At 53.8% G+C, this 13,770-nt stretch carries 11 protein-coding genes; 9 read left to right on the top strand and 2 right to left on the bottom strand.

Features of this window, described 5'->3' with window-relative positions; all coding sequences use genetic code 11:
• The first annotated feature begins 134 nt into the window (after window positions 1-134).
• Both DNH61_RS16290 and DNH61_RS16285 read left to right on the top strand, forming a co-directional pair.
• Window positions 135-2,684 (top strand): Ig-like domain-containing protein, encoded by a 2,550-nt coding sequence (locus tag DNH61_RS16290; protein WP_111147747.1) that lies wholly within the window; start codon window positions 135-137, stop codon window positions 2,682-2,684.
• A gap of 18 nt (window positions 2,685-2,702) precedes the next feature.
• Window positions 2,703-3,437, top strand: coding sequence for a hypothetical protein (locus DNH61_RS16285; protein ID WP_111147746.1), 735 nt, complete (start codon window positions 2,703-2,705; stop codon window positions 3,435-3,437).
• A 79-nt stretch (window positions 3,438-3,516) separates the two neighbouring features.
• On the opposite strand, the gene DNH61_RS16280 is transcribed toward DNH61_RS16285, so the two are convergent.
• Together DNH61_RS16280 and DNH61_RS16275 are read right to left on the bottom strand one after the other, a co-directional pair.
• Window positions 3,517-4,284, bottom strand: coding sequence for a TIM barrel protein (locus tag DNH61_RS16280; RefSeq protein WP_111147745.1), 768 nt, complete (start codon window positions 4,282-4,284; stop codon window positions 3,517-3,519).
• Window positions 4,285-4,355: 71 nt separating this feature from the next.
• Window positions 4,356-5,123 (bottom strand): exodeoxyribonuclease III, encoded by a 768-nt coding sequence (locus DNH61_RS16275; protein ID WP_111147744.1) that lies wholly within the window; start codon window positions 5,121-5,123, stop codon window positions 4,356-4,358.
• 331 nt (window positions 5,124-5,454) lie between these two features.
• Between DNH61_RS16275 and safA the strand changes: the two genes are divergently transcribed.
• From safA to DNH61_RS16240, 7 genes are all read left to right on the top strand, one after another.
• Window positions 5,455-6,063, top strand: a complete 609-nt coding sequence (safA, locus tag DNH61_RS16270; protein WP_111147768.1) for a SafA/ExsA family spore coat assembly protein — start codon at window positions 5,455-5,457, stop codon at window positions 6,061-6,063.
• Window positions 6,064-6,276: 213 nt separating this feature from the next.
• Window positions 6,277-7,623 carry an MATE family efflux transporter gene (locus DNH61_RS16265; protein ID WP_425452259.1) on the top strand — a complete coding sequence of 449 codons (1,347 nt, stop codon included), beginning with the start codon at window positions 6,277-6,279 and terminating at the stop codon, window positions 7,621-7,623.
• A 44-nt stretch (window positions 7,624-7,667) separates the two neighbouring features.
• Window positions 7,668-7,967, top strand: a complete 300-nt coding sequence (locus DNH61_RS16260) for a hypothetical protein (RefSeq protein ID WP_111147743.1) — start codon at window positions 7,668-7,670, stop codon at window positions 7,965-7,967.
• 362 nt (window positions 7,968-8,329) lie between these two features.
• Window positions 8,330-9,016: a YceI family protein gene (locus DNH61_RS16255; RefSeq protein ID WP_111147742.1), complete on the top strand. Its 687-nt coding sequence runs from the start codon at window positions 8,330-8,332 to the stop codon at window positions 9,014-9,016.
• Between the two features lie 91 nt (window positions 9,017-9,107).
• A complete protein-coding gene (locus tag DNH61_RS16250) occupies window positions 9,108-9,524 on the top strand; it encodes a BlaI/MecI/CopY family transcriptional regulator (protein WP_111147741.1) in 417 nt (138 codons plus the stop codon).
• Window positions 9,521-10,408: a M56 family metallopeptidase gene (locus tag DNH61_RS16245; RefSeq protein WP_111147740.1), complete on the top strand. Its 888-nt coding sequence runs from the start codon at window positions 9,521-9,523 to the stop codon at window positions 10,406-10,408. Before DNH61_RS16250 ends, DNH61_RS16245 begins: the two co-directional genes overlap by 4 nt.
• A 563-nt stretch (window positions 10,409-10,971) precedes the next feature.
• Window positions 10,972-13,377, top strand: coding sequence for a lamin tail domain-containing protein (locus tag DNH61_RS16240; RefSeq protein ID WP_181438742.1), 2,406 nt, complete (start codon window positions 10,972-10,974; stop codon window positions 13,375-13,377).
• Window positions 13,378-13,770: the final 393 nt, after the last annotated feature.

Below are 13,770 nucleotides of genomic sequence, written 5' to 3'. Positions count from 1 at the left end.
ATGATGAATTTTGTCATAAGTTCTAAAGAAAGGATAAATATGGTTAATGAGCACTTGCGGCAGTGACCCGCCGTCATTAAGATTGGATTACACAACAAGACTGACAGGTACTAATCACGGGGAGAGGGTCAATAATGGGAGACAATCAAGGGCCGGTTATTAAAATGCAGGCAGGGGGCTCGGCACCAGTCATCAGCTACAGCGTTCCCGAAACGATTGCCTACACGGGACGGAATTTCATCGAGCTGCAGCTCGGTGAGAACATTTACAGAGGCGGCAGGGGAAGCGCGGCAAAGCTGGGGAGCAGGACGTTAACAAGCAGTAGCGGTACAGCGGAAAAGGTCATAGCGGCGGAGGAGCAGCCGCTCGTCTACCGCTCCATGTCAGGCGAGCTTGTAAGCACTACGGTACCGGGCATAAGCCCAGCAGCCGCATTCGCCAGGGCGCCGCTTCCGATTCATGAGGAGGGCGGCCCGGTTGTTATGATGCGGCCCCGGGATGATATCGATCGTGACCCGATTCCTGAGGAGCCGGATCATGATATCAGTGTTTCAATTACGTCACCAGCTCCAGGCGGAACAGTTAACGGCCCCCATACCGGCGCAACCTTCACGGTAACCGGTAAGGCATCCGCAGTTGGAGGGACAGTGGCATCCGTACAGGTACGGATCGGCAGCCAATCCTGGCAGACTGCGGGTCTTGGAACAGGCGGCAGCTGGACCTTGACGAATGCATTTGCCGACTCCCCGGGACCAGTTGTGATTCGGGCTGTAGCGACCCATGTCGACGGCTATACAACGGCAGCGCGGGAAATCACCGTGCATATTGCACTCAGTGCAGAGCCGGATACCGTCCCGCCAACAGTTAGTATAACATCCCCTGCTGGGGGGTATGTGCCTGGCGGCAGCGAGGAGACCCCAATACTCGTTCGGGGCACCGCTTCTGACAACCGAGCTATTACGACGGTCGAAGTGGCGGTTAATGATGGCGCTTTCCAGCCGGCGGAGAGCGGCGACAACTGGCTAAACTGGTCGAGAACCGTCAAGCTAAGCGGCGGTACTAATACGATCCACGCACGATGTGTGGATGCAGCGGGACTTGAGGGCAGAACGAGTATGGTGGTGACCGTCGATGTGGAGCCGCCTTCCATTACGATCACATCACCTAAGGAGCAGGCTGAGCTTACCGGTGTTGAACCGAATGGTGTATTAGTAGAGGTAACCGGTACGTCCTCCGATGCTAACGGGGTTCAGGCAGTAGAACTGACTGTCGGACACAATCCGGTATGGGTACCCGTGCAGCCCAAGGCTCTGGATGACTGGAGCTCGTGGTCCGGGAAGCTGACGCTGACGGACCCCGGCCTGAACTTCATCACAGCCAGATGCAGAGACAAGGCCAACAACACGACCGAAGTTACCATACCAGTCAGAGTATCCATTCTGCCAGACGTCGTTTCGCATTCGCGGCGGCTGTTTCTGGTGGAGAAGTATATGCTGTCTACCTATCTCGGCAGCTATGGGGCCGGACGGGTTCTCAAGACGTTCTCTCTTCTGCCGGGCGAGAAGACGAAGATCAGCATCAAGTCCTATCAGTCCAACGAGACGAAGGCGCAGAAGGCATCGAGCATTCTGGACTCGTTCAATGCGGAGAGCGCGCAGGATTTTGAGAAGTCACTGATGGATGAACAATCCGACCAGAAGCAGTATAAGGAAAGTTTCAAGTACACGGTTGACGGCGAAGCGAAGGCCAGCTGGGGCTGGGGCAGCGCGCGCATCTCGGCATCCGTCAGCTCGGATACCAACGGAGCACGCGAGGAATTTGCCAAGAACGTCTCCAACAGCATCCAGAAGCACGCGGCCAAGGCCTCATCGCAGCGGGAGGTACAGGTTAATACGAGTACCGAGGAGCGTTCTCTGACCTCCGAGGAATCCACGATCAGCCGGGAAGTGGAAAATATTAATGTAAGCCGGACGCTGAATTACGTCTTCCGTCAGATGAACCAAGAGTATATTTCCGTGCTGCATCTGGTGGATGTGCGTGTCGGCTATTATGAAGCGGCAACAGTGGATGGCAAGGATGCCGACTACTACCGGGAGGTGCCGCTGCCGCAGCTTAACAACCTGCTGAACGATGTGATTGCACCCGAGGCGCGCGTAGAGGTGCGCAACTCTATTCTGCATCAGCTGACGAACATATTCGATTACAAGGACCGCCATCACCGCTTCGTCGAGGAGACGCCTTTCCTGGATGAAGAGGGCAAGATTATTGAGCTGTCCAGCTATTTGCGGGTCAAGAAGGATTATGTCTCGGAGTATTATGACGATGCGACAGGCACGACGTTTAACGTGCCGGGTATTATTCTGGCCGCTAATAAGTACGTCATGCGAACGGAAGGCATAGTTGTGGAAGCCTTGCTTGGTCAGGGTGAGGCGCTGGACAGCTACTCGAAGAGTCTGCAGGATGAGACGATTCGCGGGCTTGAGCTTAAGAATCAGGAGCTCTATAACGAGAACCGCATGCGTTCCTACGCCCTTACAATTCTGCAGAAGCGCGATGAGCTTGCTGCCCGTCTGTATCAGATGCTTAATCAGCCTGAGCCGGCTGAGAAGGAAGATGGAGATAAACCTTCCGAGCCGTCGGACCCGTCCGGTGCATCCGGGTCTGCCGCTGGAACCGCGAGCTGATGAGAGGAGGATGGCAGGATGTCCGATCCGCTTAAGAACAGCGACCGCGTGCTGAATAAGTCCGCGCTCACCATGCCGCCAGAAGCCGGTTACCTGGCCTCCTTATTAATGGATCTCCGGTCGCTGCGCAATATTCTGAATGAGACCAAGGGGCTGCTCGACGGGCAGCCGGGAATGATTTTCTTCAAGCTGCACTCCGTCCATGCCCAGTACCTTTACAAGGTGGTCGCTGCCGTCGTCAAGACGGAATCGATTGATGAAGCGGTACGGGAAGCGGAGGCCAATGTGGAGGAATATGTATCGGCTTCGGACCGCCTGTTTCAGTCGCTGAACCAGGTGCTTAATCTGAAGCTTCCGCACAGCGGCAATTTTGCCTTCGGCGTGATGGCCCCGCTGCTGGCTCAGGACCGCGAGTTCGTGACGGCCTTTAATGCCTATATGGATGGCTACCAGGCGATGTACACGCAGGCTCTTGAATCGGCGGAAGCCTGCTACGATGCAGGGAAGAAGATGGAGCAGGAAACGGCGGCGTTCCTGGTTGAGGTGCGCAGGACGGTTAGCGAGCTTGAAGCAGCCAACAAGGTTGACCAGCTCCTGGTGTCTGTCTACAAGAAGAAGATCGATATGATGGATCTAACGGTTCGGACCCGTGTGCAGGAAGCGAGGGGCCGGGCGGAAGGCTATGTGAAATCGCTGCATGAAGCTTGGCTGGCGGTGAGCAAAGCGGGGAGATTGACGTATACGGGAAGGTAAGCTGACGGGCCGTTACATCACCACAATGGGGTAAAATGAGAGAAGGAGTTCCCGCCGCGGGAACTCCTTTATATTTTTGTCAGCCGGTATGATGCTTGGCATGAATTCGCTTGAGGTCGTCGATCGGGTCATGAATCGGGAAATATTCGATGCCGACATAACCGTTGTAATCCATCTGCTTGATGGCATCGAAGATATTGTCATAATTGAGCTCTCCGAGGTACAGCTCATGCCGTCCCGGATGGCCTGCGGCCTGGATATGGGCGATGTGATGGATGTTGTTCTGCATACGCGAAATGACATGCCCCTCCATCACCTGCACATGGTAGATGTCATAGCAGACCTTCACCAGCGGATGATTGATCTCCTTGACAATATCAAGGGCTTCCTCCGAGGTGGTGAGATAATAGCCGGAAAGCTCCAGATCGACCTTCGTATTCAGCGGCTCAATCGCTGTTGTGATGCCTGCCTCTTCAAGGGCCGGGATGCAGGCATACAGGCCTTCAACCAGGCTCTTGCGCATCTCTTCGCGGGACAGATGCCCGGCCTCGAAGCCTACGGTATGTACCATGGTTGAGCAGCCAAGCTGGTTGGCAGCCTCTGCGGACCGCTTGACCGCATCGACGGTCGCTTCCCGGCGGGCCGGGTCTACCAGGCTTTCAAGCTTCACGACAATGGAGGCGACGTTCATATCATAGTCAGCCATCAACTGTCTGATCCGGTTCAGATCCTTGTCCTCCCAGGACCAGAACTCAATGGTCTTCAGCCCGTTCGCAGCGAGGGTCTCCATTGCCTCGTAGATGCTCATTCCCTGGAACAGGGTTTCCGTATTGTACGACAGCTTCATCACCATACCTCCAGTATCAGTAGTCTCTAGCTTACTAATACACGCGGAAGGCAGAAATTAAGCAGCAGGCGCTAATTTTGATCGATTTCGTCTATTTCCAGTAGGACGGGACAGTGGTCGCTCCCCATAACATGAGGGTCAATCCGGGCATCGCGGATAATCGGCTTTAAGCGGTCCGACACGAGAAAATAGTCGATCCGCCAGCCGATGTTCCTCTCCCGGATCTTCGGCATATACGACCACCAGGTGTAAGCACCCTCACGATCCGGGTACAGATGGCGGAATGTGTCGGTAAACCCGGCGTTCAGCAGCTCCGTCATTTTCCCCCGTTCCTCGGGCGTAAAGCCGGAATTGTTAACATTGGACTTCGGATTCTTAAGGTCAATCTCCTGATGGGCCACGTTCAAATCGCCGCATAGGATGACAGGTTTAACCTTATCGAGTCCGAGCAGATAAGCGCGGAAGCGGTCCTCCCACTCCAGACGGTAGTCAAGCCTTGCCAAGTCCCGCTTGGAGTTAGGTGTATAGACCGTAACCAGGTAGAAGGTTTCAAATTCAAGCGTAATGATTCTGCCCTCCGGCTCACGGTCCTCCTCCATGCCATAACGGACAGACAACGGCTTGATCCGGGTAAACACAGCGGTTCCCGAATATCCCTTCCGCTCAGCATAATTCCAGAACTGGTGGTATTCGCTGTCGAAGGTCATGCAAATCTGGCCTTCCTGCAGCTTGGATTCCTGAATGCAGAAGATGTCGGCATCCATTTCCTTGAAATAATCATAAAAGCCCTTGTTCACACAAGCGCGCAAACCGTTAACATTCCAGGATATAAGCTTCATATCGTATGTGATCTCCTTATGATGGCAGTTCCAGCAGTGTGTAGTGCTGTAGACTCTATCAAGTTTATCACAGGTAAGATACCGATAGGTGTACCAATTAGCAGCAGACTGCAAACTGCATAGCTCCGAGCAGATACATAGACGGCAACAATTATTGCTCTTACAGGCGCCGGGAAGCGTTCACTTATCCGAATGCCGGAAGCGTCATAGCTATCATAAAGCGAAGAAAGTCGCCTACATGCGCTGGGCGGCTTTTTTCTGTTTCATGAATTTGGCACCGATAATAACTCCGCTTGCCGGATATCTTAATATCTTAAGAAGGGAAAAGGAGATGGAACCTGTGAAACGGATTTTAATTTTGGCAATGGCTGTTTTTATGCTGCTGCCGAGCGTTTCAAATGCGGAGACCGACACTTACATAGTTCAACCGGGTGACTCTCTTTGGAAAATCGCTGTAAAATATCAGATCGGTGTAAGCGAAATTATCAGCGCCAATCCTCAATTTAAAAATCCGAACCTGATCTATCCGGGCGACAAAGTCAACGTACCGAATATTGACCAAACCAAAAATATCGAACAACAAGTTGTGACGATCGTGAACCAAGAGCGGTCCAAAGCCGGACTCCGGCCTTTGCAGATGGATTGGGAACTTCAAAGAACCGCCAGAGTGAAGTCTTGCGATATGGCGCAAAAAGGATTTTTCAGTCACCAATCACCTACTTACGGATCACCATTTGATATGATAAGAGCCTTCGGTATTTCCTACCGAACCGCCGGTGAGAATATTGCCAAAGGGCAGCGGTCCCCACGAGAGGTAATGAATTCTTGGATGAATAGCAGCGGTCACCGGGCGAATATTTTAAAAGCCGAGTTCACTCATATTGGTGTCGGTTACTGCGAACAAGGCAACCACTGGACACAAATGTTTATAGGGAAGTGACCGAATTATATTGTTCGATCCGGCGCTTACTTTTTGCCGCCGGTGCCTTACCCTGCAACCACCTGCGCTGATCATAGGCGCAGGCTTTTTTATTATCTATAATATCTATAGGCAGGCCGTGTAGCTTTTTAAGTGCCTGTCATCGTAAAATGGGAGAGGTGCGTCCAACTATCTTACGGAATGCTTACATATTCGATGAAAGGCATGATAAAGGTGAAAAAAATTACGGCAAACTGGGGACTGATTCTGTCGCTCGCGCTGCCTTCCGTCATATCGTTTGCCATGATAACGCTCTCGGGTACACTTAATCTGATTATTATTGGCAAGCTGGGTGCCGAGGCAATTGCAATCGTCGGTGTCGCCAACATTGTTATCTATAATGCCTGGGCAATCTTCTCGGGCATCGGGCACAGTGTTAACTATCTCGTTGCCCAGAACTTCGGTGCGGGGGATATGAAGCGGGGCATCGAGAGGACCTATGTCGCGTTGTATGTGACCTCCATTGTGGCGGTGCTCATATTCCTGGCTGGTGCTTTCCTGTCTGGGGAAATACTGCGTCTGATCGGCGGGGAGAACTCTCAAGGCTTGCTGGCTGGCGAGGAATATCTGCAGATTCGCTTTTATGCAATGGCATGCGGTATTCTGAACTTCGTGTTCCACGGCTTCTTCCGCGGGATTGGAGATACCCGGACGCCTATGGTGCTTTCCCTCATATCCAATATTCTGATGGTATTCTTCACCTACGCCTGGACTTACGGCCACTTCGGCTTTCAGGCTTACGGGCTGACCGGGGCGGGCTGGGCTTTCTTCCTGGGTGAAGCGGTTGGGCTGCTGGGATGCTTGTATGTTTATTTTATCCGTCTGCACCCAGTGTACGGTACACGTTCCAAAATCGCCTGGAACCGCAGCGAGGCCAGGCTGATTTTGCAGGAAAGCGGCAAGCTGGGGGTTCAGGAGTTTTCCCTCAGCTTCTCGATGCTGCTGTTTACGATGTTCGTTGCTGTGCTGGGTGAGGTGGCTCTTGCGGCTAACGAAGTCGCGCTCAGTGTAATGGGGCTCGGCTTTATGCCGGCATTTGCCTTCGGTTCGACAGCGACCATTCTCGTTGGCCAGCGGATCGGACAGCGCAAGCCGTTTGAAGGGCGAAGGCTTGCAACGGACACGGCTGTGGTTGGCACACTGCTGCTGATTATTATCGGAGTGGTCGAGTTTTTCTTCGCCGAGCCGATAGCCCGAATCTATACGCCTGATCCAGAAGTGTACCAGCTGGCCGGCCAGCTGATCATGATTTCGGCATTCCTGCAGCTGTTCGACGGCCTGCTGAACATCTATGCCGGGGGCCTGCGAGGAACCGGTGATACACGCTTCCTGCTAATCATCTCGTTCGTGCTTGGCCTGTTTGTGTTTGTGCCGACAGCGTATCTTGCGATCTTTATCTTCAAATGGGGAAGCATCGGTGCTTGGGTTGCGCTGTATTCCTACCTCGTTCTGTTCGGGCTGGCGGTAACAATCCGCTTCTACCGGACGAATTGGAGTACGGTCACGATCCGGGAATCGTAGGCGGCCTTAACCGGCTTGCTTGAATGTGAGAGAGGTGAAGCTGCATGCTGGAATCACTATTTTATTTTGTCTTCATTTATGGAATCCCGGCTCTGCTGCTGTGGAGTGTTATACTGGCAGCCTACCAGTCGCGCGGCAGGGGAAAGCTGCGCGGCATCGCGGAGTTTGTGGTAGCTGTCTGGTTCTACGCTCGGCTGTCGTTCGGCACGTGGGTAGGCCTTGTAAGCCTTCTGTTCGGAACAGCGGCCTTAGTTGAAGGAGCATTCTGGGGAGCCTTGTTCCTTCTGCTGTTTGGCGGAGTCATGGTGGTCTGGTTCTTCCCGAGAAGAGGGGTTGAGGAATAGGGACAGCCGGCTTACTGACTAGTGTACTGGCGCTTAATAACAATCTCCTGACAAAAGCTGAAGCTGATGCAGGGCAGGCCCGCAGGCCTATTTAAGACCGGCGGGCCTCGTTCCAAACCCACATTCGAGTAAATTAATATCCCTTTAAGGTTCGCTTAAGCTTGCTTTCAGCATGGGCAGGTACACTGATGGCTATTCAGTCCGCTTACTTGCACTACAACTTGTAGTTATGGAATCCCGGAATCCTGATTTGCAACCGACACAACAGAAAGAGAGGACGCACGCAGGATACAGATTTTTTTTGACTATAAAACTACATATTGTAGTGTCGAGGGCGGCTACTATTTTGGGGAGGAATCAGAATGAAGAAGACGGCATGGATTGCGCTTGGAGCAGCAGTAGTATTGGCGGGTGGGGCTTATATGACCTTTGATTATTTTACAGGCAATCATGTGGAAGTAAGGGAGGTTATCGGTAAAGCGGACTCAGCAGCTGCTGCATCCGGCGAAGCAGTGGAGGCGGAGCAGCTGAATGGTGTCTGGCAGCTGGCCGAGGAGTCGGAAGTCTACCTGTCGCTGAAGACGTCCAAGGAACCGGTCAATATGACGCTCGGAAATGTCGAAGGAAGCTGGACAATCGATATGGGAGATGCCAGCCAGATGAAGGGCGAGGGGAAAATTGACCTCAGCGGTGTGGATTCCGGCAATCCTACGCGGGACGATCACATTAAGGGCGACCGTTTCCTCGATACGGGCAAATACCCGGAGGCGGCCTTCGAGGCAGCGGCATTCGAGGGGCTTCCGGAGCAGTGGCAGGAGGGCGTGCCGGTACCATTTCAGATGAAGGGCACAATGACGGTGAGAGGCATCACGAAGGATGTTGTGTTCGACAGCAAGGCTGTTTATGAGCAGGGGCAGGTCAAGATGGAAGGCAGTACGGTGGTGACCTTCGCAGACTTCGGGATGGAGAATCCGCACCAGGTTCTGGTAGAGACGGAAAACGATGTGAAGGTCCAGCTTCAGCTGATTCTTAATAAGGCGCAAGCCTAAGGGCAGCGGCGGCATGCAGCCGTATATACAGTGTCCAAGGCTTGAAGATACAGGCCCGCTGCACTATACTGTGTAGTGGAGGTTGACTATAATGGACATTAAATCATATAAGTATGGCGAGACAGGCCTGAACCGCTTCTTCGGGCCCCTTGAAGCGAAGATTATGGATTACCTGTGGGATGCGGGCGAGCTCAGCATCAAGCAGGTGCAGGAGCGGCTGGACCGAGAGAAGGCACTGAGCTTCAACACGGTGATGACGGTTATGAACCGTCTGGTGGACAAAGGTATTCTGCGGAAAAGAGCGGAGGGCCGGCTGTCGCTGTTCCGTCCTGTTCAGACGAGAGAGGAATTCATCGGGGAGCAGTCAAGGAAGCTGACCCGGAATCTGCTGGACGAATTCGGAGGAGTCGTGATCACGCATATGATTGACGCACTTGACCATGCCGACCAGAAGCTGCTGGCGCAGCTGGAGGACAAAATTCAGAAGCTGAAGAAGGACAGCCCATGAGAGAGCAGTGTTTTCGGAAGCAGGCCATGCTGACCTTCGGGCTCAGCCTGGCTGTTGCGATTGTCGTCTGGTTTCAGATTGGGATGTATGCGGCGCATCTGTTCTTCGGCGTGAACCTCCGTATGTTCAACGTATTCGAATTCTGCACGAGCTTCTTTAGGCAGCATACGTTCTATTATTCGCTCGCTCTGTTCGCTGTGCAATTCTTTATTGTTTACCTCGTCATACATACGCTGTTCAGGATTTCGGTTCAGTACAGAAGTGCCCGCGGGTTCAGAAGGCATATTAGCGCACTGTATGATGCCGGCCGCAGCAGCAGTGTCAGCAGCGCATGCGGGTTGAATGAAGGACAGCTTATCGTCATCAGCCATGCGGAGCCGCTGGCCTTCACGATGAGATTCTGGAAGCCTGTTATTGTGCTCTCCAGCGGCCTGCTCGATATGCTGGACCGGGATGAGCTGCAGGCGGTAGTGGAGCATGAGTCTTATCACCGGTTGAAAAATGATCCGCTGCGGATCTTCCTGCTTCAGCTGATTGCACAGACGCTGTGGTTCATCCCGCTCACGAAGTGGGCTTACGAGAATGTGAAAATTCTAAGCGAGCTGCAGGCAGACAGCTATGCGATCCGCCGGACGGGCTCCGAGTGGGCAATAGGCAGCGCGCTTCTTAAGCTGGTGCGGATTCATGAAAGGCCGAGAGCGGCCGGGACTGCGCCGGTCACCGTCTGTTTTGCCAGTACAGATGGTGCGATTAACTACCGGCTGCAGCAGCTTCTGGAGCCGCAGAAGCGTATTCCGGTTAAGCTGCCCGCCGTATCGCTGCTCTTGTCCTTCTACACGCTGCTGCTATTTGTGGGCATGACTGTGCTCGCGCTGCAAGGATGAACAATAGAATAGCCACACTAGAAGGAAACAGACTGCAGCCATTCACTGCAGTCTGTTTCTTTGTGCATCTTAAGGAAGCTGAAAGAATCCCCAGGTGTGCATATAAGAACAGTGAACAGTACGGTGACCGGGGTGAAAGCATAGACAGATGCCGCGTAATATTAGCGTTCCGGCCAGGTGTGCCCCGGCTTGGATTATTCCAGCTTACGTTGAGTGGATGGACGAAGGGGATGTCGCCGCTCGTTTATGGCGCAATTAACCAGGCCGCGGCAGTGCTCTGCTCGCTGCTAATGAATATTTGTTTTAATTAACACAATCTAAATTTCTCATTAATGATGCGTTGACCTTTCCTCCCTATACTTGCTGTAACAACTGAAGGAACCCGGGTTGAGACGATGAGAAAACCCTGTTTGAACCGATTGAGCGGCGAGCTCTTCGGACAGACAGCGGTTTTCTCTTTTTTTGTGCCCAAGACATGGAGCTTGTTCCCTTAGTTGATTTTGTACAGGATGGGAAGGGATTTAATGACAAGGACCGCAGGTAAGTTGTGGAGAAAAATGCCCGTGTGGGCAGTCATGCTGACGCTGCTTGTGACCCAGCTGATTCCGCAGGGAGAAGCAGACCGTGCCGCCGCAGCTGAAGCGGCTGCCGCACCAACGCTGGTCATCACAGAGATTGTGCCGAAGTCAGAAGGGCAGGGCCAGCCTTACGAGTTTGTAGAGATTTACAATACAACCGGCCAGGCCATCAGCTTGAGCGGCTATCAGCTGCAGTATTTTACAAGTAATATGGAAAGCCCCGCGAACCGGTGGACGATTGGGAATGCGATTGTCCCGGCGAAGGGTGCGCTCGTTCTATGGCTGAAAAAATACGACTATCCGAATGTGCCCCTGACGGATTTCAATGCAGCCTATGACACCAGCCTGCGGCCGGAACAGGTGTATGAGATCCAGCTTACGACGTCTGCGCAGGGGCTGCACGACAGCCTGCTTCGTAAGGTCGGCATTGCCGGATCAAGCGGAGCGCTGATCAGCTCGGCGCTGATTAATGACGGTGAAGCTGACGGTATAACCGGACGGAGTGTTATTTACAGTGCCGCAGGCGGTTCTAATGAGGCTGTCAAGCTGCGGAACAACGAAGCGCCGACCCCGGGAGCTCTGGTGTCTGAGCAGCTGAATGATCCGTCAGCACCTGCCAATCTGCTCATTACGGAACTCATTCCGAACACAGCCAACTATGCCGGCCTGGATGCTTTCGAATTCATTGAGCTGTATAACGCGAGTCCGCATGAAGTGGATCTGAAAGGATACCGTATCACCTCAGGCAGCTGGAATAAAACCATAACCGAGACGTTCAAGGTGGCACCATACAGCACGGTTGTGTTCTGGACCAGAAGAGCGGAGATTGCATCGCTTACGCTGGAGGGCTTTAACAGCTATTATTACGCTTCCTACTCGAGCAAGCATGTAACGGAAGACCGGATGCTGAAGCTGGACGATATCGGGGGGCTGGTGAACAGCAGCACGCAGTCGGTGACGGTATTTGACCCAAGCGGTGCAGAAGCGGCTAAGGCCCGTTATACAGGAGCAGAAGTGACGGATGGAAAATCCATTGTTTACGGCTATCCGACAGACGGCACCCGTGAGATGAGACTGCTGAGAGCTGGAGAGAAGCCTACACCGGGCTGGGCGCTGGAGGAACAGACGCCGCCGAAGCGGCAGCTTGACGAGCAGGCTCCGCAGGTACCTGTGCTTTCGGCTCAGGCAGGGGCTGGCCAGGTGAATCTCGAGTGGACATCCGGCAGTGAAGCCGATATCTGGGCTTATCACATCTACCGTGACGGGCAGCTGGAATATACGGTGCCGGCTTCGAAACGGCAGTTTACGGTGTATGGACTAACCGGTGGCGTAAGCTACAGCTTTGAGGTAGCTGCGGTTGATACGTCGGGAAATGTGTCAGGGAAATCTGGGGCAGTCCTTGCCACTCCGGCCCATCAGGTGATCACACAGCAGGAGCGGGCGGTTAATCCTTATGCAGCGGGATACCAGATGCTGTGGGACATCAGCGAGGAAGGGCCCGTCATACCTGGACTTGCCCAAGACATTGTACCGCAGGGCCTTGCCTATGATGCGGAGCGTGAGTGGCTGCTGATGGTCAGCTACCTGGACGACGGAAGGCCGGGCACGCTCTCGATCATTTGTGCTGCTAAAGGTACTCATATAAAGTCTGTTCATCTGTACAACGAAGACGGTTCGCCTTACACCGGTCATGCAGGGGGTGTCGCAATCAGCCGCGAGCATGTGTGGATTGGCTCGGAGCAGTTCCTGTATAAGATGGAGCTGGAGGATATTGTTCAGGCGGCTGACGGCAGCGATATCCGGTTTGCAGGACGCTTCCCGGTTCCGGTGGAGGCGGCGTACAACACCTATTCTGATGGCGTGCTGTGGGTGGGAGAGTTTTATGAAGCCAAGAGCTACCCGACTGATTCGTCACACCATCTGCGCAACCGCGACGGAAACATTAACCATGCCTGGATGCTGGGGTACAAGCTGGACGCGCTAACGGACGAGCCGTCCGCGGGTGCTAATCCGGATTATATCCTGTCTACCATCGGGAAGGTGCAGGGAGCTTCGGTCGGGACTGACGGCATCATTCTCAGCACATCCTACGGCCGGGCGAATGACAGCATTCTGTACCGCTATGACAATCCGCTGAAGGAGACGCCGCATACGTCGGTTACGCTGAATGGAAGCCAGGTGCCGGTATGGTTTCTGGACGGACAGTCAGCGAAGGCTACGAACAGCCAAGCCGTTATCGTACCGATGTCAGAAGGTATTGCCGAGGTGAATGGCGAGCTGTACGTACTGCTGGAATCGGGTGCCAACAAGTACCGCTATACAACAGCCTACATCATGGACCGCATGGTCAAAATCGACCTCGACCGCTGGGCGGCTTACGGGCTGAACTAGTGGCTGCTAGTGGTTGCTGCGGGGGCGGGAGAGGCTAATGGGCTAGCTGTTAGCGGGGAGCGGGAGAAAAGACTGGTGGGCTAGCGGCTGTTAGTGGTAGCGGGAGAGGCCGGTAAGCAAGAGGCTGCTAGTGTTGTCGGTGTGGGCAGGAGAAAGGGCTAGTGGGTGGGCTGTTAGCGGGCAGCGGGAGCAGGAGAAGTGGCTAGTGGGCCGGTGGCAGCGAGTGTTGCTGCGGGGGCGGGAGAGGCTAACCTGTTAGGCTAGTGGCTGCTATTGTTGTCGGGGAGACAGGAGAGGCTATTAGGCCGGCGGTAATTAGTTGTTGCTGCGGGAGCAGGAGAAGGGGCTAGTGGGCTGGTGGTAGTTAGTATTGTCCGTGGGCGCAGAAGAGAC

This window comes from Paenibacillus sambharensis (assembly GCF_003233845.1).
Lineage (GTDB): Bacteria > Bacillota > Bacilli > Paenibacillales > Paenibacillaceae > Paenibacillus_I > Paenibacillus_I sambharensis.
This window is presented reverse-complemented; position numbering and strand designations above follow the sequence as displayed.

Coding starts and splice junctions, on each gene's coding strand:
- DNH61_RS16280 (WP_111147745.1), bottom strand. CDS start 4,284: ATGAAGCTGTCGTACAATACGGAAACCCTGTTCCAGGGAATGAGCATC.
- DNH61_RS16260 (WP_111147743.1), top strand. CDS start 7,668: ATGCTGGAATCACTATTTTATTTTGTCTTCATTTATGGAATCCCGGCT.
- safA (WP_111147768.1), top strand. CDS start 5,455: ATGGAACCTGTGAAACGGATTTTAATTTTGGCAATGGCTGTTTTTATG.
- DNH61_RS16290 (WP_111147747.1), top strand. CDS start 135: ATGGGAGACAATCAAGGGCCGGTTATTAAAATGCAGGCAGGGGGCTCG.
- DNH61_RS16275 (WP_111147744.1), bottom strand. CDS start 5,123: ATGAAGCTTATATCCTGGAATGTTAACGGTTTGCGCGCTTGTGTGAAC.
- DNH61_RS16255 (WP_111147742.1), top strand. CDS start 8,330: ATGAAGAAGACGGCATGGATTGCGCTTGGAGCAGCAGTAGTATTGGCG.
- DNH61_RS16285 (WP_111147746.1), top strand. CDS start 2,703: ATGTCCGATCCGCTTAAGAACAGCGACCGCGTGCTGAATAAGTCCGCG.
- DNH61_RS16250 (WP_111147741.1), top strand. CDS start 9,108: ATGGACATTAAATCATATAAGTATGGCGAGACAGGCCTGAACCGCTTC.
- DNH61_RS16245 (WP_111147740.1), top strand. CDS start 9,521: ATGAGAGAGCAGTGTTTTCGGAAGCAGGCCATGCTGACCTTCGGGCTC.